Below are 25690 nucleotides of genomic sequence, written 5' to 3' on the forward strand. Positions count from 1 at the left end.
ACTTGTCGGGCAAAACAGGCGCAAAATGACATCATCGCAGATCGTGATTTCGGCAGGGCTTACCGAGGCGGGCTGCGCTCGGAGAGAGGCCACATCAAGCGAGGAAATCGCTGCGATTCACTCGGCTGAGCGACGTTTCTAGCCGGAGATCGTCGCGCCTGATCTCTTCGACCGTCTCGAAGGTGAAACGGATGTGCTCGGCCGCAGCCGCTTCAGCCTCCTTGGTCTTGCCTGCGATCACCGCCTCCGCGAGCGCCAGATGTTGCTCCAGCAGCTGGTCGCGGACGCCCTCGCGCAAATAGAGTTGCGCGCGGCTGTAGAAGATGTTGTTGCGCAAGAGGTCGGCAAGCGCGCGCATGACGTGGAGCAACACCACGTTGTGGCTCGCCTCGTAGATCAGGAGATGAAGCTCCACGTCGGCATCACCCTCCTGGCTCGGATCTTCGAGCTTGTGGACCTTTCGCATCCGATCGGCGCAATCCCGGATCGCCTGACGGTCGAGATCGGTGGCGCGTAGCGCGGCGAAGCGGGCGGCGTGCGCCTCCTGAATCCTGCGAAATTCGAAATAGTCGGCCGTGACACGCGGCTTGTCCTGCATCAGCGTTGCGAGGGGCCGCAGCAGCGGCGACAGGAACTGGGCGACGAACGTCCCCGAGCGGGTGGTGGCGAGCAGCCCACGCTTTTCGAGGATCTGCAGCGCCTCGCGCAGCGAGGGTCGCGAGATTTCCAGCTTCTCGGCGAGATCCCGCTCAGCCGCGAGCTTTTCTCCGGGCCGCAATACGCCCTCGAGGATCAGCTTCTCGATGTGATCGGCCATCGCTTCCGCAATTTTCGGGGTCCGGACGACGTTGCTCAAGATGGCACCTATCCCTTTGACGCGGCGTGAGATTTCGCTTGCGAAGTATGGCGCTTCCGCGCCGTCGGTCAAGCCTCATCCCCACCATCGATACACGATGAATAATATTTCCCAATTGACAGTTGTGGTAAATTAATTTTACCAAAGTGGATATCCGACAAATTTCGATGCCCAAGACCGTGGACCAGCGCGGCGGCGGATGAGGACAACCCGAGGAGATTTTCGTGGCGTGGACCCAGGCTTACGACCCCTTCAACAATCCATGGCTCTCGACCGCCGCGGCGGCGCTGCCAGTCATCGTGCTGCTGAGTGCAATTGCGGTCTTCGAGATCAAGGCGCATTGGGCGGCGGCCATTGGCCTCGTCACCGCCCTCGGCGTAGCCGTGTTCGCGTTCGGCATGCCGGCGGGCATGGCCGGAATGGCCGCGGTCTACGGCGCGGGCTTCGGGCTCCTGCCGATCGGCTGGATCATCATCAACATCATCTTCCTCTATCAGCTTCTGAACGAGAAGGGCGAGTTCGCGGTGCTGCAACGCTCGGTGTCTTCGATCAGTGACGATCGCCGCCTGCAGCTGCTCTTCATCGCGTTTTCGCTGGGTGCGTTCTTCGAGGGCGCCGCCGGGTTTGGCACGCCGGTTGCGGTCACCGCCGCGATGCTGATAGGGCTTGGCTTTTCGCCGCTCGCCGCCTCCGGCCTGTCGCTGATCGCCAATACCGCGCCGGTCGCCTATGGCGCCCTCGGAACGCCCGTGATCGCGCTCAGCGCGGTGACCGGACTGGATCTCCAGGAGCTGAGCGGGATGATCGGGCGGCAGCTGCCGTTCTTCTCGCTGCTGGTGCCGTTCTGGCTGATCTGGGCCTTCGTCGGCTTCCGCCGAATGCTCGAGATCTGGCCCGCTATTCTGGTGGCCGGCGTCTCGTTCGCCGTTCCGCAATATCTGGTCTCGAACTTCCATGGCCCGTGGCTGGTCGACGTGATTGCCGCGGTGGTGTCGATGGCAAGCCTCGCGCTGTTCCTGCGCGTCTGGCGGCCCAGGCATGCGATGAAGGAGATGCCGGCGCGCTATGGCGCCCCGCTATCGGACCAGGCTTCCGTCGGCAAGGCCACCAAGGCGGCTGTCGCCAAGGCATGGACGCCCTGGCTCATCTTCTCGGCCTTCGTCTTCGCCTGGGGCACGCCGCAGGTGAAGAGCTGGCTCGACGGCATCTGGGTCGCCAAGTTTCCCGTGCTCGGGCTGCACAACCTCGTTCAGAAGGCGCCGCCGGTCGTGGCCAAGCCTGTCGCAGAGGGCGCGGTCTATGCGCTCAATCTGCTCTCGGCGGCCGGCACCGGCATTCTCCTGTCGGCGATCATTTCGGGCCTGCTGGTCGGCTACGGTCCGCTCGGTCTGATCCGGATTTATGCGCGCACGCTCTATTTGACGCGCTACTCGCTCGCGACCATCGCCTGCATGCTGGCGCTCGGTTTCGTCACCCGCTACTCCGGCACGGATGCCACGCTCGGACTGGCCTTCGCCAAGACCGGGGCGCTCTATCCGTTCTTCGGCGCGCTGATCGGCTGGCTCGGCGTCGCGCTGACGGGGTCGGATACGTCCTCGAACGTGCTGTTCGGGGGACTTCAGCGCATCAGCGCCGAACAGATCGGCGTCAGTCCGGTGCTTATGGCAGCCGCCAACAGCTCCGGTGGCGTCATGGGCAAGATGATCGACGCGCAGAGCATCGTGGTCGCGTCCACCGCCACCAAATGGTACGGCCACGAGGGCACGATCCTGCGCTTCGTCTTCTTCCACAGCTTCGCGCTCGTCGTTCTCGTCGGCATCCTGGTGCTGGGCCAGGCCTATGTCTGGCCGCTCAAGCTGCTCGTGCCCTGATCGGGGGCTGGCGATGCGATTGTCACAGTGTCACAATTTTCACGACTTCCGGCGGCTGGCGCGTCGCCGGCTGCCCGGGCCGATCTTCGACTACATTGACGGTGGGGCGGACGATGAGGTCACCCACCGCCGCAACACGGCGAGCTTCGAGCAATGCGACCTCGTGCCCAATGTGCTGCGCGGCGTGCAAGAGGTCGACCTCTCGGTCACCGTCATGGGACAGAAGCTTGCTCTGCCGTTCTATTGCTCGCCGACGGCCTTGCAGCGTCTGTTTCACCATCGGGGCGAGCGTGCCGTCGCTGCGGCCGCGGCGCGCTACGGCACCATGTTCGGCGTCTCCTCGCTCGGCACGGTCAGCCTCGAGGACCTGCGCAAGGCCCATGATACGCCGCAGGTCTATCAGTTCTACTTCCACAGGGATCGCGGGCTCAACCGTGCGATGATGCAGCGCGCCAAGGACGCCGGCGTCGAGGTGATGATGCTGACGGTCGACAGCATCACCGGTGGAAATCGCGAGCGCGACCTGCGGACGGGATTCAGTATCCCCTTCCGTCTGACGCTCGCCGGCATGCTCCAGTTCGTGATCAAGCCGCAATGGGGCATCCAGTATGTCACCCACGAGAGATTCAGGCTGCCGCAACTGGAGGAGCATGTCGACATGAGCGGTGGCGCGGTGTCGATCGGCCGGTATTTCACCGAGATGCTGGATCCGTCGATGAATTGGGACGATGTCGCCGAGATGGTGCGAAGCTGGAACGGGCCGTTCTGTCTGAAGGGGATCATGTCGCCGGCCGATGCGCGCCGCGCGGTCGAGATCGGCTGCGCCGGGATCATCCTGTCGAACCATGGTGGCCGGCAGCTCGACGGTTCTCGCTCCGCCTTCGACCAACTCGCCGAAATCGTCGACGCCGTCGGCGATCGCATCGACGTGATGATGGATGGCGGCATCCAGCGCGGGACCCACATCCTGAAGGCGCTCTCGCTCGGTGCCAAGGCCGTCGGCCTTGGGCGCTCCTATCTCTATCCGCTGGCGGCGGCCGGCCAGCCCGGCGTCGAGCGGGCCCTCGGCCTGTTGCGGGCCGAGCTCGAGCGCGACATGAAGCTGATGGGATGCACCTCGATCGGCCAACTCTCGCGCGCCAATTTGCGCTTCAAGTCGGCGGCGTGAAACACCGGCGCGACGGCATCGATAGGAGGCTGTCATCAATTTGAGCGGCGCGCGCGGGACCTGACGGTTTTAGCGCGGCCGGCTGCGCTCGATGATCTCCGCTGCACCCTTCGCCAGCAGGTCCAGTCCCACCGCGCGGCCGAGCTCGCGCGGGCGGTTGGCGGGCCCGGCGCGCGAAGCTTCGATGATGGTGTTGCCGGAGAGATCGAGCACCGAGGCGGTGAGCGACATCTGATCGCCTGTGATGGTCGAGAAGCCCGCCACCGGCGAATTGCAGTGGCCGTTGAGCACCCAGAGCACCTCGCGCTCGGCGTCGGCGGAAGCGTGCGCAGAGGCGTCGTCGATCGACGACAGGATCTGTCGCGTCTGCCAGTCCTGCGCGGCACATTCGACCGCGACGATGCCCTGCCCTGCCGCCGGCAGCATCTCCACCGCGGTGAATTCGTAGGCGATGCGATGCGCCAGCCCGACGCGATCCAGGCCCGAGCGCGCCATGATCAGCGCATCGGCCGGCCCGACTGCCCCGCCATCCGGAAGGCGCTGCTTCTCGCCATTGTCGAGTTTCCGCACCCTTGTGTCGGCGGCCCCACGGAAATGGATCACCTCCACCTCTGGGAACAACCGCCGCGCGTAGGCGGCGCGACGGACGGCATTGGTGCCAATCTTGAAGCCTTTGCCGCGGGACTGGCGTAGCGCTTCCAACGACACGCCGTCGCGCAGCACCAGCGCGTCGCTGGGCGGATCGCGCGACAGCGTGGCACCGATGACAAGGCCGGGCGTGTCCTCGTTGCCGGGCATGTCCTTCAGCGAATGCATCGCTGCCTGAAGCTCACCCGACAGCACCGCGGCGCGGATCTGAGCCACGAAGGCCCCGCCCTTGCCGCCATGCGGCAACAGCTTGCTGGTCTGGTCGAGATCGCCCGTGGTGTCGAACTTGACGATCTCGACGTCGAGACCGGGCACGGCGGCGGTCAGGCGGCGCGCAATCTCTTCCGTCTGTGCCAGCGCCATGGCGCTCTTGCGTGTGCCGATCTTGAATCGCGTAGCCAAGTCCAAACCCTCTCAAGCAGCGAAGTTTATCGCGCATCCTCCAATATCATGTCGGAGGCCTTTTCGGCGATCATGATGATCGGCGCATTGGTGTTCCCCGACACCAGATCCGGCATGATCGAGCCGTCGACGACACGCAAGGCTTCGAGTCCCCTCACCTTCAGCCGCTGATCGACCACGGCGAGCGCATCGTTGCCCATACGACAGGTCGAGGTCGGATGATAGATGGTGCTGCCCCGGTCGCGGCAATAGTCCAGGATCTCGGCGTCCGTGGATACCTTCGCCCCGGGATCGTACTCGTCCACCACGAACGGCTTCAGCGCCGGTGCGTTCAACATCTTGCGCAGGATCTTGATGCCTTCGACATTGGTGGTGCGGTCGGTCTCGGTGGACATGTAGTTGATGCGGATCTCCGGCGGCACGGTCGGGTCTGCGCTCTTGATGCGCAAGGTGCCGCGGCTCTCGGGCCGGAGCTGGCACACCGACGCCGTGAAGCCGGAGAAATCGTGCAGCTTCTCGCCCATCTTGTCGGTCGAGAACGGCAGGAAGTGCACCTGGATGTCGGGCGAGGCGAGGCGCGGACTGGTCTTGAAGAATGCGCCCGCCGTGCCGGCTGCGATCGTCAGCCAGCCCTTCCGAAACAGCGCGTAGCGCGCGCCGGCCATGGTGCGGCGAAGCGGATGATTGATGGTGTCGTTGAGCGTGATCTTCTGCGAGCAGCGCATCACGATGCGGACCTGCATGTGATCCTGCAGATCGTGACCGACGCCCGGTGCGTCCAGCACCACATCGATGCCGTGCCGGCGCAGGAGATCGCCGGGGCCGACGCCGGAGAGCTGGAGCAGCTGCGGCGAATTGTAGGCGCCGCTCGACAGCACCACCTCCTTGCGCGCGCGGGCGCGGCGCAAGGAGGCGCCTTGCCGGTATTCGACGCCGACCGCCCGGCGCCCTTCGAACAGGATGCGCTGAGCGTGTGCGGAGGTCTCGATTTTGAGGTTGCTGCGCGCCCTCGCGGGACCGAGATAGGCGACCGAAGTCGAGGCGCGGCGACCGTTGCGCGTCGTGGTCTGGAACAGGCCGACGCCTTCCTGCGTCGCACCGTTGAAATCAGGATTGTAGGGCAGACCGGTCTCGACTGCGGCATCGATGAAGGCTTTTGACAACGGATCGGTCACGATCATGTTGGACACCGGCAGCGGCCCGCCCGTGCCGTGATAATGATCGGCGCCCCGCGACTGGTTCTCGGCCTTCTTGAAATAGGGCAGCACGTCGTCATAGCCCCAGCCGGTGTTGCCGAGCTGGCGCCAGCGGTCGTAATCCTCGTGCTGGCCGCGGACATAGAGCAGGCCGTTGATCGAGCTCGATCCGCCCAGCGTTTTTCCGCGCGGCTGGAATACCTGGCGGCCCTTGAGCTCGGGCTCCGGCTCGGTCTGGTACATCCAGTTGACGCTCTTCTCCTTGAACAGCTTGCCGTAGCCGAGCGGGACGTGGATCCAGATATTGGAATCCTTCGGGCCGGCCTCGAGCAGCAGCACGCTGTGCTTGCCGTTCGCCGAAAGCCTGTTGGCGAGCACGCAGCCGGCGGAGCCGGCGCCGACGATGATGTAGTCGAATTCGGGATCGGTGGGTGCGAGGGCGGAAGTTGCGTTCATGCGCTACTGTTCTTCTTGTTGGCGTGGGCGTTTCCGACTTCACCTCTCCCCGGCGGGGAGAGGTCGGATTGCGCGCGGCGATGCGCAGCATCGTCCGTAGCAATCCGGGTGAGGGGCCGCAACGGAAAGTGAGACCGTAACCCCTCACCCGGATCGCATCTTCGATGCGATCCGACCTCTCCCTACGGGAGAGGTGAAGCGAACTCGGAGTCGACACCACCCACATAGCTGGCTCCGCGTTAAGGCGATCATGCCTTGACGCGCAGCGCTTCCACCAGCGACTTGAACGCACGGGCATATTCCGCGCCCGCCTTGGCGATATCGGCGCGTCGGGCGCAGGCGACCGCGGCCTCCGTGACCGCCCCGAGCAGCAGCCGCGCGAGCGGCTCGACAGGCTGCCGTGCGATCAGGCCGGCCTCCATCGCGGCGGAGAGCGCGCGCGGGATCTTGCCGCCGAAGTGCTGCGCGTCGATCTCGCGCCAGCGTTCCCAGCCAAGCACCGCCGGGCCGTCGCGCAGGATGATCTGGCCGGTCGGCCCCTTCGCGGTCGCTGCGAAGTAGTGCTGGGTGCCGGCAACCATGGCGGCGAGCACGTCCTTCTCGGCGCGTGCCGTGCGGTCGATCTCGACAACGAGGTCGCGCGAGACCTGGTCGAACACGGCCTCGAACACCGCCTCCTTGGTCTTGAAGTGATGATAGACCGCGCCCTTGGCGACCGAAGCGCCTTCGGCAATGTCGTCCATGGTGGTGGCGGCAAAGCCGTGCGTCCCGAACAGGCGCCGCGCCGCCGTCAGGATCGCCTCCGATGTCGCCGCCCGCCGTTCCGCCTGTTTGACCATGGGTCTTGTCTCCACCTCTCCCCACCGGGGAGAGGTCGGATTGCGCAGCAATCCGGGTGAGGGGCTGCTGCAGCGTTGGGTAAGACTGCAACCCCTCACCCGGATCGCATCTTGCGATGCGATCCGACCTCTCCCTACGGGAGAGGTGTTTCGAGTTCTTGGCTCGCATCGACTCAATCTTCCTTCCCGTCTAGTCGAATTCAGTTCGGGCGGCCAGTTGACTTTTCGACTATCGGTCGGTATTTACCGACCATCAGTCGGTTTTAGCCTTGAGGTGACAACATGCCGAGCCGAGAGATCGTCGAAGCCTTTGCAAAGCGGCTGGAGGATGGCGACTTCGTCGGCGCGATCCTCGACTACTACACCCCCGACGCATCAACCTATGAGAACCTCGCCGCGCCCGTGGTCGGACGCGACAAGCTCGCGGACAAGGAGCGCGGCGTGCTGGCGGCGTTCAAGGAGGTCACTGCCGTGCGCCTCGGCCCGAGCCTGATCGATGGCGACATTGTCGCCAGTCGCTGGAAATTCTCCTTCACCAACGCCGAGGGCGTGACACGGACGCTGGAGGAGATCGCGTGGCAGACCTGGCGAGGCAATGAGATCATCGAAGAGCGCTTCTTCTACGATCCGAAGCAACTCGGACGCTGATCAGGATTTCCCTATCGGTACAGCATGACCACGGCAATGCCGACGAGAGGCGCAAGAAACTGAACGGCCTGCCATGCAGAGCCGGTGATGGACCACCGTCCATAGACGATGGTGCCGCCGGGCTGCGATGGCGGTCCGGCCCGATCCCTGAAGGCTTTCCATCGCGCCTCGGCGGGCCCGAGAAAATCATCGGGCTTGACTGTCATGTCGGCGCTATTGAGCACGACCTGAATCATCTCGCCTTTCGACTGGAACATGGCCTCGGCCCCGGGCGGCGAGAAGAAGCTGCGCTTCGGGGCGATATGCTGCTCATAGAAGTTCTGACCGACCGTGACGGCAGCAGCATACGGACTGACAAACGGCACCCCCGAGATGCCAGGGACCTCGAGGTGGCCCACCCCACGCACCTCCTGCCAGGGGATGAACAAACCCTTGAGCCAGGGTCTGTGAAAGCGGATGCCCGCGGCAGACATGGAGACGACTGCCCGATCCGCATAGAAGTGCCGGTAGGACGAGAACGCGATCCATCCCAATCCCAAATAGAGCAACATCCAGCCGAAAACGTTCAGCGATGGGTTCACGAGATGGCTCCAATAGAGACTGCGCATCGCGCCGACATAGCTGGAGCCGCCGCCCGACCCGCCGACTATCAAGCTGATCCCACCGATGAGGGCGGAGACGACGATCAGGACAAGGACGCCGATCAACAATTCCAGAAGCAATGGCAGGCCGGACCGTCCGATCAGGGCCGTCAGTGCATAGCCTGCGAACGCCAGACCTAGCAGAGCCAAATAGATCGTGGCCAAAACCGCTCCATTCTGGCCGCGGCTCTCGGCGTGAAGCCCGATCGCAAGGCCGGCGACGCAAGCCCACATGGCCCAGGGGACCCGGTCCATCCGCCATTGGTCCATCGTGTATTCGACCGTTGCCGACACGTCAGCTGAAGGCTCGCTCATCGACAGGCCCTCGGGATTTCGAATGCATCGGGTGCCGACGCGGCGCACGGTGCCTGTCGGTCCGCGAAACCTATCACGCGATCGAGGGGGGCGTCTCGATCTGGCCGGGTGCGGCAAAAGGCCGATCGAAGAGCCGCTCTCCAGGAGCCCCTCAGGCCTTGATGCGAGACGCTGACGCGCCTGAGGCCGGACATTGGCGCGACTCCCATTCGGAAGGGATGAAGATTCATCCGGAGCGCTCCACGCGCAAGTCCCGTGCGTCGCTTGCCATTTAAGGACTGATTGGTCTATATATATCGGCATGCGGCAGACAACCCCAGCGCGGCTGCCCCGTGGCCGGCCGCGAAGTTTCGATATGGAAATCGCCGTCGAGCGCGCGATGGAGGTGTTCTGGGCGCGTGGCTATCATGCCACGGCGCTGCCCGACCTTCTTCGGGCGACGAGGTTGTCGCGGGGCAGCCTCTACGCCGCTTTCGGCGACAAGCATTCGCTGTTCTTGCGTGCGCTTGATCGCTACATCGCGGACGCCTCGAGGCGTATGGACGGGGAATTCGATCCCCGCAACGATCCGGTGGCGGGCCTGCGGGCCTACCTTGCCGGCTACGTCGAGCGCACCAGCGGGAGCAACGGTCGGCGCGGATGCCTCTTGGTGGCCACAGCGATGGAATTGGCCGGCCAGGATGCCGAAGTCGGTCGCCGCGTTGCGAGTTTCTTCAAGGCCATGGAAGCCAAGGTGACGGATGCACTGTCCCGCGCGAAAGCGGCCGGCAAGTTGGCCGACAATGTCGAGCCCGCGATCGCCGCCAACATCCTCGTCCGTTTCGTCGAAGGACTGCGTGTGGTCGGCAAGACGGGGCCGGCACGGATCACATCGCAAGCCGCCGCCGACGCTCTCCTCGGCCGCTTCGTGAAGTAATCCCATGGATGCCTTTGGCATATCGGCGCATCCATATATGGACCGATCGGTCCTGAAAGGGTGGGCCATGTCTAGCATCCAGATCGTTTGCGCCATCGCCGTTCCCATGATCTGGGGATATCAGTTCGTCGCCATCAAGGTGGGCGTCGCGGAGTTTCCGCCGCTGTTCTTCCTCGCACTCCGCTTTCTGGTCATCGCTGTGCTGCTCGTTCCCTTCGTCGACAGGCCTACGCGTCGGCAACTCGGTCCTGTTGCGGCCATTTCGCTGTTCCTGGGCGTACTGAATTTCGGGCTCTTCTATGTCGGGCTTGGACTCGGCTCGGGAAGCATGTCGGCCGTCGCGTACCAGCTCGCCACGCCCTTCACCATCCTGTTGTCCTGGCCCATTCTGGCGGAGAGGCCGTCTCTCGCCACCTCTGCCGGAGTCGGACTTGCATTCGTGGGCGTGACCGTGCTCGCGGCGGAGCCGGGCCTGTCGACCAACCTGATTCCGCTGCTGCTTGTAGGTGGTGCCGCTTTTGCCTTCGCGGTGTCTAACGTCTTGACGAAGCGTTACGGCCCCTTTGATCCCTTGATGTTGATGGGGTGGTCTTCGCTGCTCACGGTACCGCAGGTCATGTTGATGTCGCTGCTCCTTGAATATGGACAAGCGGCGAGCCTTGTGACGGCGGGCGAACTCGGCTGGCTGGCGCTCGCCTACACGATTTTAGTGGGGGGAATTGTCGGGTTTGGCCTCTGGTTCTGGCTGATCGCCCGTTGCTCGATGGTGCGCGTTGCGCCCTTCGGTCTGCTGCTTCCGGTGTTTGCCTTGCTTTCGAGCGTACTGTTTCTCGGTGACCGGCTCACGCCAAAGCTGATCGTCGGCGGACTGCTCGCGATGTCCGGGGTCGCCATCACTCAGCTGAGACCGCGCCCCCGCCCCGCTTGATGTCCGGCCTGTCGGGCATTTGTATCGATTTGTTATCGATACTGCGTGACGAACACGCAGAAGTGGTTACGGCGCGCCCCGCAGCCGTGGATAATTCATAGTTCGTCAAAGGTTTGCGGCGAATTCTCCGGATCGAGCCGAAAGGAACGGCCCTGGTGCTAGGCTCTGGAATGCGGACTCAAACGACCAACTATGTCGCACGGCTGTTCGCCGGCGATCTGTCGGCCTTTGGCGGTCCCGCAGCCGACGAGGCCGTCGCCGGCCAAATCCGCGCCGAGCAGATGTCGCTGGTGCTCGGCTATTCGGTCGGCATCATGCTGGCCAATGCCTGCAACGCCATCGTGCTCGCGATCGCGCTGTGGCCGTCGCCGGACAGGATCCCTGCGCTGATCTGGGCGGCTTCCGTCGCCGGCGCCGCGATCGCGTTCGGCCTGCAATCGCACGCGGCGCGCCGCATCACCAAGCCGCAATTCGTCTCGCGTCGCGCGATGCACCGGCTGGTGCGCAACGCCTTCATCCTCGGCGCCGCCTGGGGCATCGTCCCGGTCGCCTTCTTCGCCGGCGCTTCGACCGGCGGCCAGCTCGTCATTACCTGCCTGTGCGCGGGCATGCTGGCCGGCGGGGCACTCGCCTTCGCCACCATCCCGATCGCGGCGATCGCCTTCACGGCGCCGATCTTCCTCGGTATCGCCATCTGCCTCGGCCGGAACGGCGATCTCGCCTTTCTCCTGATCGCCTTTCTCGTCGTGGTCTACGGCAGCGTCCTGCTGCGCAGCGTGTTCGTCAATTCGTTCTCGTTCGCCCGGCGCGTGATGCGGCAGATCGAGGCCGAGCGCACGGTGCGGCTGGATTCCCTGACCCATCTGCCCAACCGCGTCGCCTTCAATGAAACGCTCGACGCCGCGCTCAAGCGGCTGGCGCTATCGGGTGAGGAATTCGCGGTGCTCCTGCTCGATCTCGACCGCTTCAAGGAGGTCAACGACCAGTTCGGCCATCCTGCCGGCGACGAATTCCTGGTCCAGGTGGCAAACCGCCTGCAACGCTGCACGCGCGCCGCCGAGCACGTCGCGCGCATCGGCGGCGACGAGTTCGCGCTGGTGATGGCCAACCTGACGCGGCCGGAGGATGCGCTCGAGATCGCCGAACGCTTCGTCGCGGCGTTCGCCGAACCGTTCCAGATCGAGGGCCGTCAGATCGTCGGCGCGACCAGCGTCGGCATCGTGCTGGCGCCGCGCGACGGCAACACGCCGCTCGATCTCATGAAGAATGCCGATGCCGCGCTCTACCGCGCCAAGAAGGCCGGGCCGGGCACGGTCTGCTTCTTCGAGCAAGCCGATGACAGGTCGTCCCGCGAACGCAAGGCGGTGCAATCGGACCTCACAGGCGCGATCGTGCGCGACGAGCTGTTCCTGGTGTTCCAGCCGTTCCTGGATCTCGGCAGCAACCGCATCACCGGCTTCGAGGCACTGCTGCGCTGGCAGCATCCCACGCGCGGGCTGGTGCCGCCCAGCGAGTTCATCGCCATCGCGGAGGAGACCGGGCTGATCCACGAGATCGGCGAATGGGTCATCCGCCGCGCCTGCGCGACGGTTGCGGAGTGGCCCGAAGAGATCAGGGTCGCCGTGAATTTCTCGGCCGCGCAGTTTCACAACACGGCCATCCTCCAGACCATCGTGGAGGCGCTCGCCGAGGCCAGGATCGCCCCGCATCGGCTCGAGATCGAGATCACGGAATCGATGCTGCTGTCGAAATACGGCTCGGCCGCGACGGTCCTGAACGCGCTGCTGGAGCTCGGCGTCACCGTGGCGCTGGACGATTTCGGCACCGGCTTCTCCTCGCTGACCTACCTGCGCAAGCTGCCGTTCAGCCGCATCAAGATCGACCAGTCCTTCATCCGCGACATGCTGGTGCAGCCGGACTGCGCGGCGATCGTGAAGTCGGTGATTTCGCTCGCGCGCGATTTGCAGATCGGCGTCGTGGCGGAGGGCGTCGAGACCGCCGACCAGCTCGAATATCTCAGGCAGATCAATTGCGACGAGGTGCAGGGCTATCTGATCAGCCGGCCGGTGGCCGCGGACGGGGTGATGGCGCTGCTGGAGACGAAGAAGTACCGGGCGATTTACGCGGCGTAGAAAAATTGTGCCTCGGTCCGGCGACTCGGGAGGTACGCTCCCTCCCCCGCTTGCGGGGGAGGCTGGGGAGAGGGCTGTCTCCGCGGCGGGACTCCCCCAGAGGAGAGAGCCCTGACCCGCGCGTTCGGCGCGAAGCGGGAGAGGTGAGCCCGCGGCGCCGTCCGCTTCCCCCTAAGAGAATCCCGCTCCGGCCTCGGTCAAACCGCATCCGCCCGCAGTAGCGTATCCACCGTGATCGTACCGCGCGCGCGGGAGACGCAAGCGCAGATCTTCTGGTTGGTTTGCTTCTGGTGGTCGCTGAAGAAGACGTCGCGATGATCGATCTCGCCGTCGACCTCGACCACGTCGATGGCGCAGAGGCCGCATTCGCCGCGCTTGCAATCATACATCACGTCGTGGCCGCTGGCATTGAGCACGTCGAGCATCGAGCGCTCGCGTGGGATTTCGAGCTCGACACCGGAGTCCTTCAGGCGCACGCGGAACGTTTCGGTCGGCAGCGTGCCGCTGGAGCCGAAGGTCTCGTAGCGGAGATCGGGGAGCGGATGGCCGGCGCCGATCCAGGCATGGCGCGCGGCGTCCAGCATGCGCATCGGGCCGCAGAACAGGGCCAGCGCGCCTTGCGGAAGTGAAGCAAACAGCGGGTCGAGATCGAGCCGGTGCCCTTCGTCGCTGGCATGAACCACGAGACGATCGCCGAGCATCGCGGCGAGATCGTCGAGATAGGCGGCCTCGTTGCGCGAGCGCACGGCATAATGCAGGGTCACGTCCGCACCGCGCCGGGCCAGCGCCTGCGCGGCGCCGAGGATCGGGGTGATGCCGATGCCGCCGGCAATCAGGCAATAAGTGTTGCGGGTCCAATCGACCGCGAGCAGCGAGGCCGGCTGGGTGATATCGAGCCGTGCGCCCGGTTGCAAGGACCACATGTAGCGCGAGCCGCCGCGGGAATCCTCAGCACGGCGCACTGCGATCTTCAAGCCCTGCGACGAGGCCTCACCGACCAGCGAATAGGACCGCGTCTCCGGCAGGCCGTCGATGGTGACGCTGACATTGATGTGGCTGCCGACCGGATAGGCCGTGGCCTCGAACTGATCCGGCTTGATCAGGAATTCGCGGACGTTCGGGGTGAGATCGCGGGTGGCGACGAGCGTCGCGGGGGTCCAGGTTTCGATGAAGCGCATAGTGGCTGCCCTCAATCGGTTGCGGTCTTGATCAGCGCGAGCGCCGGCAAGAGGTCGAGATGGGTCCGGTTGCGCAGCGCGAGCCGCAGGTTTCGCACCGCGAGCCGCGCATGCTCGCGCATGACGGCCTCGGCGCGGGCGCCTTCACGGTTCTCGATGGCGTCGATCACGACGCGATGGTGCTCCTGGGCGATGATCAGGATCTGCTGCGCCTCCGGCAGTGCCGATTGCGCCATCACGAAGCCGCTCGGCGAGGCAAACGGCAGCGCCGAGGCGCGGTCGATCTGCCGGATCAGCGGCGGGCTGCGCGACAGCTCGGTGAGCTGGGCATGGAAGCGCGCATTCAGCGTGACGTAGGACGAGAAAGCATCGACCGAGATCGGCACCTGCCGCAGCAGCTCGTCGATTGCAGCGAGGCACTCCTTCAGCGGCTCGAGCTCGCGCGCGGCGACGCCGCGCTCGGCGGCAAAGCGCGCCGCCAGACCTTCCAGCGTGCCGCGCAGCTCGATGGAATCGGAGATGTCGCGCTCGGAAAACGCCTTCACCATGAAGCCGCCGGAGGGGATGGCCTCGAGCAGGCCCTCCTCCTCCAGCCGCACCAGCGCCATGCGCACCGGCGTGCGCGAGGCGCCGGTCGTCTCCACCGCCTGAAGCTCGGAGATGCGCTCGCCAGGACGCAAGGCGCCCGACAGGATCTGGTCGCGCAACGCGAGCTGCGCCTTGACGGTCTGCGAGATGGAGCGGTCGACCTCACGCTCGGCCATGTTCTACTCCGCGGCCTGAAGGTGCTTTGGGGCGTTTTCCTTCGCCACCATCTTGTCGATCAGCTTGCGCGACCACATCGCGCCGGCATCGATGTTGAGGTTGTAGAAGATGCGATCGGGGTTCTCGTCCATCGCGCGCTGCTGCGCTTCCAGGATCAGCTCGTCCTCGCGGAAGATGCCGGAGACGCCCTCGCGGATCTCGGTGGTGAGGCGCTGCTCACCGAGGCGGTAATTGCGGACGAAGGACCAGAAATAATGGCAGGTCTTCTCGGTCTCCGGCGTGATGGTGTTGAGCACGAAGCCGTTGACGCCCTGCGAGCGGTCGCCTTCCGGCGCACCGGTGCCTGTCGGCGCGACGCCGACGTCGATCGCGATGGTGCACGGTGCCTCGAAGCGGATGATCTGCCAGCGGTCGACGAGGCCGGGCTTGCCGAGCTGCTTGGCCCAGAACGGCGGCGGCTCGATGCCGCGCATCCAGCGCGTCACCGTGACCGTCTTCTCGCCATGGGTGACGTCGAACGGCGCCTCGGCCACCGCATCATTGCCGATGGAGGAGCCGTGCACGAAGGTCTCGTGGGTGAGGTCCATGAGATTGTCGAGCACGAGGCGGTAGTCGCAATTGACGTGGATGGTCTTGCCGTCGCCGGCCCAGGCGGGATCGTGATTCCAGTGCATGTCCGGCACCAGCGCGGGATCGGCCAGCGCGGGATCGCCCATCCAGAGCCAGACATAGCGGTGACGCTCGACCACGGGATAGGCGCGCACGCAGGCAGACGGGTTGATGGTCTCCTGCGAGGGCATGAAGGTGCAGCGCCCCTGCGCGTTGTACTTCAGGCCATGATAGCCGCAGACGACGGTGTCGCCCTCGAGCCGGCCCTTGGACAGCGGCACCAGGCGATGCCAGCAGGCATCCTCCAGCGCGGCCACCGAGCCGTCGGCCTTGCGATACATCACGACATGCTTGCCGCAGATCGTCCGCGGCAACAGCGCCGCCTTGACGTCGGCGTCCCACGCAGCAGCGTACCAGGCGTTCATGGGGAAGGGTTTTGTCATTGTCTCGCTCCCACGGCTTATGAATACGTTATGTATACAATAACTGAGGCGCAGAATTGTTCAACACCAAATAAGCCCTAATAAGATACCTCTATACCAACTTCTGTATACATAAACTCTCGGAGGTCATCGCCCGCGAAGGCGGGCGATCCAGTACTCCGCAGCGGAAATTGCCTGAACCAATGACCGCCGCGGAGTACTGGATTCCCCGCCTTCGCGGGGAATGACAGCGGTGACTGCGGTCCAAGCGGGGCACGCGGCCCACCCTCAAGGGACTCCAAGGGAGGGGTAAGAGGGGCGCTTGCGCCGGGGAGCTACGCCGCGAACACCTTCGCCAACCCCGCCTGAGCTTCTTCCTGAATCCGTTTCAGGTGCTCGGGGCTGCGGAAGCTTTCGGCGTAGATCTTGTAGACGTCCTCGGTGCCGGACGGCCGCGCGGCGAACCAGCCGAAATCGGTTTCGACCTTGATGCCGCCGAAGGGCTGGCCGTTGCCGGGCGCCTTGCTCAGCGTCGCGCGAACGGGATCGCCGGCGAGATTCTTGAGGCCGAGCTGCTCCGGCGTGACGGATTTCAGGATGTTCTTTTGCGGCCCGGTGGCGGCGACATCGATGCGCGCGTAGTGCGGCATGCCGAACTCGGCGGTGAGCTCATTGAAGATCTGGCTGGGATCGCGGCCGGTCCTGGCCATGATCTCGGCAGCGAGCAGGCCGAGGATGACGCCGTCCTTGTCGGTGGTCCACACCGCGCCGTCGCGGCGCAGGAACGAGGCCCCTGCACTCTCCTCGCCGCCGAAGCCGAAGCCGCCGGTAACGAGGCCGTCGACGAACCATTTGAAGCCGACCGGCGTCTCCACCAGCTTGCGGCCGAGCTTCTTGGCGACGCGGTCGATGATCGAGCTCGACACCACGGTCTTGCCGATCGCGGCGTCCTTGCCCCAGTCCGGACGGTGCGCGAACAGGTAGGAGATCGCGGTCGCCAGGTAATGGTTCGGATTCATCAGCCCGCCGGTGCGCGTGACGATGCCGTGGCGGTCGGCGTCGGTGTCGTTGGCAAAGGCGACGTCGAAGCGGTCGCGCATGCCGATCAGGCTCGCCATCGCGTAAGGCGAGGAGCAGTCCATGCGGATCTTGCCGTCCCAGTCCACCGTCATGAAGCGGAAGGTCGGGTCGATCGCCTCGTTCACGATCGTGGCGTTGAGGCCATAGCGCTCGATGATCGGATGCCAGTAATGCACGGCGGCGCCGCCGAGCGGATCGATGCCGATTTTGACGCCGGCGGATTTGACGAGGTCGAGATCGACGACATTGCCGAGATCGGCGACGTAAGGCGTGACGAAGTCGTAGGCGTGGACATTCGCGGCCTTGCGCGCCTTGGCATAGTCGATGCGCTTCACGTCCTCGAGGTCGCCTGCAAGATAGGCGTTGGCGAGCTTCTCGACGACGCCCGTCACGTCCGTATCGGCGGGCCCGCCATGGGGCGGATTGTATTTGTAGCCGCCATCCTCGGGCGGATTGTGCGAGGGTGTGATGACGACGCCGTCGGCGAGGCCGCTGCTGCGGCCCTTGTTGTAGGTGAGGATCGCATGCGAGATGACCGGCGTCGGCGTGTAGCCGCCGTCCTTGTCGATCATGACCTCGACGCCGTTGGCGGCGAACACCTCGACGGCGCTGACCAGCGCCGGCTCGGCCAGCGCATGGGTGTCGATGCCGATGAAGAGCGGGCCGGTCAGGCCCTTCTCCTTCCGGTAATCGCAAATCGCCTGCGTGGTCGCGAGGATGTGGCCTTCGTTGAAGGTGTTCTTGAACGAGGTGCCGCGATGGCCCGACGTGCCGAACGCCACGCGCTGCGCCGGATCCGATGCATCCGGTCTGTTGGCGAAATAGGCCGTCACCAGCCGCGGAATATTGGTGAGCACGTCCGGCGAGGCCTGCTTGCCCGCCGCGGGATCGACTTCTGCCACTGAAATATCCTCGTCCTGTCGTGAGTGCGGGACACCATAGCATCGGCCCGGCCCCCGCCAAGGGCACAACACGCGCGAGGGGGAAGGCGTTCCTTGGGGGTAGCGAAGGTGGTGCAGCGGGTTCGTGCTATGCTCGGCACCACCACCCATCGAATCGTCTCATGATCCCTTCGCGCAAGCTGCTCGTGTTGATCGCCGGCCTCATCCTGGCCGGCGCACCGGCGCGCGCCGCGGAGTTCTACACCGAGGACCTTCGCATCCCGATGGCGGAGGCCGGACCGCAGGGGCTCGAGGCCTTCCTGGTCCGACCTGCGGGGACGAAGCGCTATCCCTTGGCGCTGCTCAGCCACGGCTCGCCGCGCAAGTTCGAGGACCGAGCGGCGATGTCGGCGCATAAATATTACGGCATTGCGCTGGAATACGCCCGGCGCGGCTTTGCGGCGCTGATCGTGATGCGGCGCGGCTATGGCACCTCGCCCGGCGGGCGCGTCGACAGCGTCGGCGGTTGCGCAAAGGCGGCGTACCTGCCGGCGGCCGCCGTCGCAGTTTCCGATCTGCGCGCCGCGATCGATGCGATGGCGCACCGGGGCGACGTCACGATTTCGGGCATGATCGCGGCCGGCCATTCCGCCGGCGGCCTTGCCACGGTGGCGCTGAGCGCGCAGGCCCCGCCCGGTCTCGTCGCCGCGATCAACTTCGCCGGCGGCCGCGGCTCGCGCGACGACGACGATGTCTGCAACGAGGAGGGGCTGGTGCAGGCCTTCGCCACCTTCGGCAAGAGCTCGCGCGTGCCGATGCTGTGGGTCTATGCGAGCAACGATTCCTATTTCGGTCCCGATCTCGCGCGCCGCCTCCATGACGGGTTTCGCGCCGGTGGCGGCAATGCGAGGTTCGTGGCGGCGCCGGCTTACGGCGACGACGGCCATTATCTCTATTCGGTCGCGGGCCGGCCGCAATGGACACCGTATCTCGACGCCTTCCTGCGCGAGCGCGGGCTCGGCCGTGAACTCCTGAGCCTGCCCGATCCGCTGCCGCCACCGCCCCAGCTCAGCGAGGCCGCGCGGGCCGAGTTCGCGCGCTATCTCGCCAGCCTGCTGCCGCACAAGGCCTTTGCGGTGTCGCCGAACGGCGGCTACGGCTGGCGCACCGGCCGTGCGACAACTGAAGAGGCCCGGCGCGACTCGCTGGCGGCCTGCATGAAATGGTCGCCCAGTTGCACGCTCTATGCGGTCGATGACCAGCTGGCCGAGCCATCGCAGGCCAGACCCACCGACCAGAGCGCCCGCGCGCGGCAGTGACAGACGCGCCAGAGGCCGGTTTGTTAACTCCGGAGCTCTATGACAAGCCCATGCTGTGGGATCGGGCACGCTTCAATCTCGGCGCGACGTGGAGGCATGTCGCGGTCGTCCTGCTCGTGTCGGCTCCGATCGGCGCGCTTGCGGGCGACGGGGACACCGAGCTCGGCGCCGGCGAAACGCCGTCGTCGCGCGCGATGATCCGGAAGATCATCGAGCGGGAAACGAAAAGCACCAATCTGCCGGCCGATATCGCCGAGGCGGTCGTCTTCGTCGAAAGCGGCTACAACCCCGCAATCATCGGTGGCGCGGGCGAAATCGGCCTGATGCAGGTGCGCCCCGAGACGGCGGCGATGCTGGGCTTCCGCGGCAGCAACGCGGAGCTGGCCGAACCCGACGTCAACATCCATTACGGGGTGCTTTATCTCAGCCAGGCCTGGCGTCTTTCGGGCGGGGACCTCTGCCGCGCCCTGATGAAATACCGGGCGGGTCACGGCGAAGAGGGGATGACCGGGCGGTCGCAGGTCTATTGCAACCGGGCCCGCAACCGGCTTCTCGCGATGAGCGCGATGCCGGCAGGCCCCGAAGCTGCGGCTGCTCCGGATCCGGCGCCTGCAGTTGCCGTTGCGGCCGCGGCTGCGGCGCCCGCAAAAGCGGCGAGCCGCCCGAAGATGCCGGTGCAGCCCAAAGCCGTCTATGCCAGCTATCGTCAAGGCACTGCAGCCGGCAGCCGCGCCTATTGGGCCGCTCACGAGGCGAGGGTCAGCCAGATCAAGGCGCGCATCGAAGCACGTTGGAAGCGCGTTGCATCGCGCTGACGGCGATGCCCTATGCTCTAGAGCCGCTCGCTGAGCGCGAGCTTGTAGCCAACGCCGGTGACGGTCGCGATCACGGGCGTGCCGCTGCCGACCAGCTTGCGGCGCAGTCGTGCCACCAGCGCATCGACCGTGCGGATGTCGACGTCGGCCTGGCGGTTGCTGACGACCTCGATCAGATAGTCGCGGCTGAGCGGCCTGCCGTCGGCGCCGACGAGCGCCGCCAGCAGGTCGAATTCGGCGCGCGTCAGCGCCACCGGCTTGCCGTCGTTGCCGAGCAGTTCGCGCCGGGTCAGGTCGATGATCCAGTCGCCGAAGGCGATCGAATTGTGGTTGCGCGCCGCCTTGCGGTCGATCGAGCGCCGCCGCAGCACGCTGCGCGCACGCGCGAGCAGATCGCGCAGGTTGATCGGCTTGGTGACGTAATGGTCGCCGGCGACCTCGAGGCCGAGAATGCGGTCGACGTCGGTGTCGCGCCGCGTCACGAAGATGATGCCCACGTTGCCGGCGGCCTGGATCTCCTTGGCGAGCTCGAAGCCGTCGCCGTCGGGCAGTTGCACGTCGAGGAAGACGAGATCAGTGCGCGCGCGCAGCGCCTGACGGCACTCCGTGCAGGAGCCGGCGCCGACCACATCGAAATTGTTGTCGCTGAAATAGTCGACCAGCATGGTCCGTGTCACCGGATCGTCCTCGACGACGATCAGCCGCTCGCGGCCGACCGGACGCGATTCCTGACGTGCGGAAACCGTCACGGTCCTGGATGATCCGACCTGCGAATTCAAGTCGCTGCGCGTCGCGCTGTCATGTGAACGGACATTCACAGCCTGTTCGAGCCCCCGAAATTGCCTGCCGCAATACTAGGCGCGTTGTGACGCGCAAACAATATTGGTCATGGTCTCAACGTATTTAGTATGAATTGGCCCACAATTCTCATTCCGCGCACCATCGCGCCGGCAGCCTCCCGATCTCTGAAAATCAGATTACACTTCGGGTAGCCCGCTGCGGCTTGCTCCGCCCGTGAGCTCACATCTACTGTGCGTCCAAAAGCCTGCACTCGGAGGTGGCCCATGGAGGTCATACTGCTCGGCACCGGCGGCCCACGTCCAGACCCGCGTCGCATGGCGACGACCACGCTGATCAGGCTTGGCGAGGAGAACATCCTGTTCGACGCCGGCCGTGGCGTCATGGTGCAGCTTCACAAGGCGGGCGTGCCGCTCGGCGCCATCAACACGGTCTTCCCCACCCATCACCATTTCGACCACATCGGCGATCTCTACGACGTGATGTTGAATTCGTGGATGCACGGGCGCAAGGACGAGCTGCGCATCTATGGACCGCCGGACACCGAGCGGCTCGTCAACACGCTGGTCACGCAGGTCTACGACAAGGACATCGCCTGGCGCGACCAGGGCGAGCCGACCTTCGGCGGCTGGAAGCCTGTCGCCGCAACGGACATCGTGCCGGGTCCCATTCTCGATACCGGTCGCTGGAAGATCAGCGCCGAACTAGTCTCGCATGGCGACGGTCTCGACATGTCGCCGGCCTTCCTGGCGCGCTGGATGTGTCTCGGCTATCGCTTCGAGGCCGAGGGCAAGGTCATTGCGATTTCCGGCGACACGGTCCCTTGCCCGGGACTGGAGCGCCTGGCCGAAGGCGCCGACCTGCTGGTCCAGGTCTGCTTTCTCGCAACGCCCGAGATCAACAACGAGCACTTCCGCCGGCTTGCGAAACACACGCTCGCCTGCGGCGACACCGTCGGGAGGATCGCGGCCAAAGCCGGCGTCAAGAAGCTCGCGCTGACCCATCACCGTCCGCGCACCGACGACGCCATGCTGACCGCATTGCTCGATGACGTCAGGCGGGACTATGCAGGACCGGTCGTGCTCGGCGAGGATCTCACGCGCATCGAGGTCTAGGCATCGTCGATCAGCTCGCCGGCCTCAGGACGATCCGACCTCGATGCGGAACGACAATTGCTCTTCCGCGCCGGCCGCGATGTGCATCAGTCCCGGCTTGTCGGTGAACTCGCCCTGGAAGCCGGCGGGACTTGCATAGCCGCGCCAGGGCTCGATGCAGAGGAACGGCACGCCTGACGGTTTCGACCAGACGCCGAGCTCGCGAAATCCGCGCCAGGACATTTTCAGCCGTGGCCCGTTGGACGCATCACCCGCCGCGGCATAGCGGACCGAACCGCTCTCGATGCGGTCGAAGATGATGGCATCGTCGACGAACAGGGAATCCGACAAGGGAAGCGACGTGCCCATGACCGGGCTCGGCTCCGCCACGGGGCGCAGCAATCCAGCTTCCAGACGGCGGATCGGAGACGATTCGGCGCTCGCGAAGGTCAGTGCATAGCTCTCCTTGGCCGCGCCGGGCTGCAGCGGCCAATTGAAGGCGGGATGACCGCCGATCGACGCCGGCAACGTCTCCTTGCCGGTATTTGCGATCGTGAGCGTCAGATCGAGGCCGGACTCATCGATCGCATAGGCCGCCGTGAGCCGGAACGGGAATGGATAGAGCGCGCGCGTCGTCTCGTTGTCCTCGAGCACAAGAGTACAGCGGCTCTCGCCGCGTTCCGCCCACACGAAGCGGCTGTCGCGGGCAAAGCCGTGCTGCGTCATCCGATACGTCTTGCCCTGGTGCCGCAATTCGTCGTTGGCAAGGCGCCCGACGATCGGAAACAGCAGCGGCGCGTGACGCGGCCATTCCGGCCCCGCCTGCCAAAGGAATTCGGTGCCGCCGCCCTTCAGCGAGCAGAGCTCGGCGCCGTGCGCCTTGACGGTCGCGGTGAGCGAGCCGCTGCGAAAGGAGTGGGTGTCGTCGGTCATTGCCGACCTCTACACCCCGCCCTGGCACGCAGCAAGGCGACGCCGGCCATGCAGGCGGCGCCTCCGAGCCATGCCGGGCTGCGTCATATTTCTGTACCTAACGATTGCTCACGTGCGGCTTCTCCACCGCGAGCTCCCCGCGAACCCGGCCGGGACTCCATGAACCATCGTGGTAGTCAATTGAAATTCTTCATCAACGGCCGCTTTCTGTCGCAAAAGCTCACGGGCGTGCAGCGCTATGCCGCCGAAATGGTCAAGGCGATCGACGGGCTGCTCGCGTCGGAGCAGATTCCGGCCGTGCTTCGCAACGCAGACTGGCAATTGTTGAAGCCCGCGGATGCAAGCGAGGAACTTCATCTCGACCGGATCAAGATTCGCGTCGTCGGCCGGTTGCATGGGCACGCGTGGGATCAAGTCGATCTCGCCCGCGCCGCCGCCGGAGGCCGCTTGATCAGCCTGGCCAATTCCGGGCCCGTCTTCCATCGCGACCACATTGTCGTGATTCACGACGCCCAGGTCTTTCGCAGGCCCGACTTCTTCAATTGGCGCTATCTGACCGTCCATCGCACGATGGGTCGGATGCTCGCCCGGCACGCAAGCATCGCAACGGTATCGGGATTTTCACGCAAGGAGCTTGCGGATGTGCTGAATCTCTCGGCATCGCGCATTCCGATCTTCCCCAACAGTGCCGAACACTTTGCGGCCACGAAGCCCGATCCCGGCATTCTGGCCCGACTTGGCGTCCGGCCGCAGAAGTTCTTCCTGTTCGTGGGCTCGAAAACCAAGAACAAGAATCTGTCCGTCGCGATCCGTGCCATCCAGCTGCTCGACCGGGCTGACGTTCCCCTGGTCATCGTCGGCGGCGACAACAGCAAGGTCTTTCAGGATCATTCCGGCGAAGGGGTTTCCGGCCTGCTGCTGGCCGGCCGCCTGACCGACAGCGAGATTGCCGCACTTTATGCGCACGCATCGGCCTTCGTGTTTCCGTCGCTCTACGAGGGATTCGGTGTCCCGCCACTCGAAGCCATGATCTTCGGCTGCCCGGTGATCGCCTCGACGGCCGACGCCGTCGTGGAGACGTGCGGCGACGCGGCTGCGTATTTTGGCGCCACGGATGCCGAAGCACTGAAGCAGCTCATGCTCGAAAGACTGGCAATCGGCGCGATCTCTGAGCAGGAACGCAGACGACAACAGGATCGTCTTGCATTCTATTCGTGGAAGAAATCGGCGAAGGCGTTGCTCGATCACCTCGCGGCGCCGGCGAACGTCGCCAGCGCTGCGTGAAACGCGGCGCGGTTCGCCTATCGCGCGCAATGGTTTTTGCACAAACGATTTGCAACTCGCGTCTCTCAGCACGGTTCCATGAAACTTCTTCTTCGTTCTTGCGGCGATCGCAAGCACGAGCGCCTTGGCGCAACATGACCACATCCCTGCCCCAATATCGCTACGTATTCGAGGAACTGTGTTTCGCACTAGCGAACACAGAACAGGGATACAGATGTCCGGCTCTCCAACGCGGCCCTATGCAAGGCAAACGATGAAAGTGCTGCACATCGCCGAAACGATCCGTGGCGGGATCGCGAGCTATCTGAACGAGTTGCATCCTCAGCAGCAGGCCAGCTTCGGGGCCGAGAACGTGCATTATGTCGTGCCGTCGGATCATCGAGACGACCTCGGCGCGGTCGATGACAACCAGATTACGACATTCGAGCGATCCGGCCGCAGCGTCGCCGGCCTATTCCAAATGTTGCGTGCAAGCATGCAAGCGCTGGATGCCTTCAGACCGGACGTGGTGCACCTGCATTCGTCCTTTGCAGGGCTCGTGCTCCGGCCCGCGCTGGCAGCCCGCTCGGGCGGACCGCGCGTCGTCTATTGTCCGCACGGCTGGGCATTTTCGCGCGAGACCGGCCGCTTCAGTCACGTGCTGACCAAGGCGGCGGAGAACCTGCTTGCGCGCACGTCGGACCGAATCATCTGCATTTCCGGCGACGAGCATAGCGAGGCGTTGCGCGCGGGAATTCCTGCCGACCGCCTCACCCTGGTCCACAACGGCATCTCGAAGAGCCGCACGCCGCAGCCCGTCTCGGCCGACTGGACCTCCAAGAAGGTCAAGGTGCTGTTCATCGGACGCCTGGATCGGCAGAAGGGCTTCGATCTCCTGATCGAAGCGGCGCGCGCGCTCGAGGACGTCCTCGACATCCGCATGATCGGCGCCTCCGTCGTCAACAAGTATGAAGGCCCGGCGGTGCCGCCCAACGTGTCCCTGCTGGGCTGGCTGGACCGCCCGACCATCGAGACCCAGCTCGAGGCAGCCGATCTCGTCGTGATTCCGTCACGATGGGAAGCCTTCGGCCTCGTCGCCCTGGAAGCGATGCGCGCGGCCAAGCCGATCCTGGCATTCCGCAGCGGCGCCTTGCCCGAAATCGTCGTCGACGGCGTCACCGGCGTGCTTTGCGAGCCCGTCGCGGTGCAGCCGCTCGTCGACGGCTTCCGGCGAGCACTCGATCTCGACCTCAAGGTGCTGGGACAGCGCGGCTACGACCGCTTCAAGCAGCTCTATGACGTCGAGAAGACGCATGCACAATTGCAGCAGGTCTATGCCGAGCTGCTTCGGGACGACCAGACGCCCGTCGAAGCGAAGGCGGGGCTGCAGTCGGACCTCTCCAAGAATTTCTGATGATCAACATGCACGCTTGCCCTAGCAGATGCGGGAGATCGCGATGGCGATGCTCTCGAATAATGTCACTGCCCCTGCATCGCGCGTGAGCATGATCTAGACC

General features: G+C 65.0%; 22 protein-coding genes. 11 read left to right on the forward strand and 11 right to left on the reverse strand.

Annotated elements, in window-relative coordinates; translation table 11 throughout:
• Positions 1–94: 94 nt before the first annotated feature.
• Entirely contained in the window at positions 95–856 is a 762-nt protein-coding gene (locus DCG74_RS34890) for an FCD domain-containing protein (protein ID WP_246708844.1), read from the reverse strand.
• Between the two features lie 224 nt (positions 857–1080).
• Here DCG74_RS34890 and DCG74_RS34895 point away from each other — a divergent pair, with 224 nt between their 5' ends.
• Together DCG74_RS34895 and DCG74_RS34900 are read left to right on the forward strand one after the other, a co-directional pair.
• Positions 1081–2727, forward strand: a complete 1647-nt coding sequence (locus DCG74_RS34895; protein ID WP_172785830.1) for an L-lactate permease — start codon at positions 1081–1083, stop codon at positions 2725–2727.
• Positions 2728–2740: 13 nt separating this feature from the next.
• Positions 2741–3895 (forward strand): alpha-hydroxy acid oxidase, encoded by a 1155-nt coding sequence (locus DCG74_RS34900; RefSeq protein WP_172785829.1) that lies wholly within the window; start codon positions 2741–2743, stop codon positions 3893–3895.
• Positions 3896–3964: 69 nt separating this feature from the next.
• On the opposite strand, the gene hemC is transcribed toward DCG74_RS34900, so the two are convergent.
• From hemC to DCG74_RS34915, 3 genes are all read right to left on the reverse strand, one after another.
• Positions 3965–4945: a hydroxymethylbilane synthase gene (gene hemC, locus DCG74_RS34905; protein WP_172785828.1), complete on the reverse strand. Its 981-nt coding sequence runs from the start codon at positions 4943–4945 to the stop codon at positions 3965–3967.
• A gap of 26 nt (positions 4946–4971) precedes the next feature.
• The gene (locus DCG74_RS34910; RefSeq protein ID WP_172785827.1) at positions 4972–6597 is read right to left on the reverse strand and encodes a GMC family oxidoreductase; all 1626 of its coding nucleotides are present in this window, start codon (positions 6595–6597) and stop codon (positions 4972–4974) included.
• A gap of 248 nt (positions 6598–6845) precedes the next feature.
• Entirely contained in the window at positions 6846–7436 is a 591-nt protein-coding gene (locus DCG74_RS34915) for a TetR/AcrR family transcriptional regulator (protein WP_172785826.1), read from the reverse strand.
• 282 nt (positions 7437–7718) lie between these two features.
• Here DCG74_RS34915 and DCG74_RS34920 point away from each other — a divergent pair, with 282 nt between their 5' ends.
• The gene (locus tag DCG74_RS34920; RefSeq protein ID WP_172785825.1) at positions 7719–8084 is read left to right on the forward strand and encodes a nuclear transport factor 2 family protein; all 366 of its coding nucleotides are present in this window, start codon (positions 7719–7721) and stop codon (positions 8082–8084) included.
• A gap of 11 nt (positions 8085–8095) precedes the next feature.
• Here DCG74_RS34920 and DCG74_RS34925 read toward each other — a convergent pair whose 3' ends face one another.
• The gene (locus tag DCG74_RS34925; RefSeq protein ID WP_172785824.1) at positions 8096–9040 is read right to left on the reverse strand and encodes a hypothetical protein; all 945 of its coding nucleotides are present in this window, start codon (positions 9038–9040) and stop codon (positions 8096–8098) included.
• 355 nt (positions 9041–9395) lie between these two features.
• On the opposite strand from DCG74_RS34925, the gene DCG74_RS34930 reads away from it, so the two are divergent.
• The 3 genes from DCG74_RS34930 (at position 9396) to DCG74_RS34940 (ending at position 13016) form a co-directional block, all read left to right on the forward strand.
• Positions 9396–9956: a TetR/AcrR family transcriptional regulator gene (locus DCG74_RS34930; protein WP_246571915.1), complete on the forward strand. Its 561-nt coding sequence runs from the start codon at positions 9396–9398 to the stop codon at positions 9954–9956.
• A gap of 67 nt (positions 9957–10023) precedes the next feature.
• On the forward strand, positions 10024–10884 hold the full coding sequence (locus tag DCG74_RS34935) for a DMT family transporter (protein ID WP_172785956.1): 861 nt from the start codon (positions 10024–10026) through the stop codon (positions 10882–10884).
• A gap of 170 nt (positions 10885–11054) precedes the next feature.
• Positions 11055–13016 (forward strand): bifunctional diguanylate cyclase/phosphodiesterase, encoded by a 1962-nt coding sequence (locus tag DCG74_RS34940; protein WP_172785823.1) that lies wholly within the window; start codon positions 11055–11057, stop codon positions 13014–13016.
• A gap of 197 nt (positions 13017–13213) precedes the next feature.
• Here the strand turns inward: DCG74_RS34940 and DCG74_RS34945 are convergent, their stop codons facing one another.
• The 4 genes from DCG74_RS34945 to pgm all read right to left on the reverse strand — a co-directional run bounded on the left by DCG74_RS34945 (position 13214) and on the right by pgm (position 17972).
• Positions 13214–14194 (reverse strand): PDR/VanB family oxidoreductase, encoded by a 981-nt coding sequence (locus tag DCG74_RS34945; RefSeq protein ID WP_172785822.1) that lies wholly within the window; start codon positions 14192–14194, stop codon positions 13214–13216.
• Between the two features lie 11 nt (positions 14195–14205).
• Positions 14206–14958 (reverse strand): GntR family transcriptional regulator, encoded by a 753-nt coding sequence (locus DCG74_RS34950; RefSeq protein ID WP_172785821.1) that lies wholly within the window; start codon positions 14956–14958, stop codon positions 14206–14208.
• Positions 14959–14961: 3 nt separating this feature from the next.
• Complete coding sequence (locus DCG74_RS34955; RefSeq protein WP_172785820.1) at positions 14962–16011, reverse strand: aromatic ring-hydroxylating dioxygenase subunit alpha; 1050 nt, start codon at positions 16009–16011, stop codon at positions 14962–14964.
• 314 nt (positions 16012–16325) lie between these two features.
• Positions 16326–17972, reverse strand: a complete 1647-nt coding sequence (pgm, locus tag DCG74_RS34960; RefSeq protein ID WP_172785819.1) for a phosphoglucomutase (alpha-D-glucose-1,6-bisphosphate-dependent) — start codon at positions 17970–17972, stop codon at positions 16326–16328.
• A gap of 161 nt (positions 17973–18133) precedes the next feature.
• Here pgm and DCG74_RS34965 point away from each other — a divergent pair, with 161 nt between their 5' ends.
• Together DCG74_RS34965 and DCG74_RS34970 are read left to right on the forward strand one after the other, a co-directional pair.
• On the forward strand, positions 18134–19270 hold the full coding sequence (locus tag DCG74_RS34965; RefSeq protein WP_172785818.1) for a S9 family peptidase: 1137 nt from the start codon (positions 18134–18136) through the stop codon (positions 19268–19270).
• 50 nt (positions 19271–19320) lie between these two features.
• Positions 19321–20085: a transglycosylase SLT domain-containing protein gene (locus DCG74_RS34970; protein WP_172785817.1), complete on the forward strand. Its 765-nt coding sequence runs from the start codon at positions 19321–19323 to the stop codon at positions 20083–20085.
• A gap of 17 nt (positions 20086–20102) precedes the next feature.
• Here DCG74_RS34970 and DCG74_RS34975 read toward each other — a convergent pair whose 3' ends face one another.
• Positions 20103–20903 (reverse strand): response regulator transcription factor, encoded by an 801-nt coding sequence (locus DCG74_RS34975; RefSeq protein WP_172785816.1) that lies wholly within the window; start codon positions 20901–20903, stop codon positions 20103–20105.
• Between the two features lie 246 nt (positions 20904–21149).
• Here DCG74_RS34975 and DCG74_RS34980 point away from each other — a divergent pair, with 246 nt between their 5' ends.
• Complete coding sequence (locus DCG74_RS34980) at positions 21150–21998, forward strand: MBL fold metallo-hydrolase (protein WP_172785815.1); 849 nt, start codon at positions 21150–21152, stop codon at positions 21996–21998.
• Between the two features lie 24 nt (positions 21999–22022).
• On the opposite strand, the gene DCG74_RS34985 is transcribed toward DCG74_RS34980, so the two are convergent.
• Positions 22023–22910 carry an aldose 1-epimerase family protein gene (locus DCG74_RS34985; RefSeq protein WP_172785814.1) on the reverse strand — a complete coding sequence of 296 codons (888 nt, stop codon included), beginning with the start codon at positions 22908–22910 and terminating at the stop codon, positions 22023–22025.
• A gap of 180 nt (positions 22911–23090) precedes the next feature.
• Between DCG74_RS34985 and DCG74_RS34990 the strand changes: the two genes are divergently transcribed.
• Together DCG74_RS34990 and DCG74_RS34995 are read left to right on the forward strand one after the other, a co-directional pair.
• On the forward strand, positions 23091–24194 hold the full coding sequence (locus tag DCG74_RS34990) for a glycosyltransferase family 1 protein (protein WP_172785813.1): 1104 nt from the start codon (positions 23091–23093) through the stop codon (positions 24192–24194).
• 253 nt (positions 24195–24447) lie between these two features.
• Positions 24448–25587, forward strand: a complete 1140-nt coding sequence (locus DCG74_RS34995; protein ID WP_172785812.1) for a glycosyltransferase — start codon at positions 24448–24450, stop codon at positions 25585–25587.
• Positions 25588–25690 lie beyond the last annotated feature (103 nt).

The sequence above is a fragment of the Bradyrhizobium sp. WBAH42 genome, assembly GCF_024585265.1.
Taxonomy (GTDB): Bacteria; Pseudomonadota; Alphaproteobacteria; order Rhizobiales; family Xanthobacteraceae; genus Bradyrhizobium.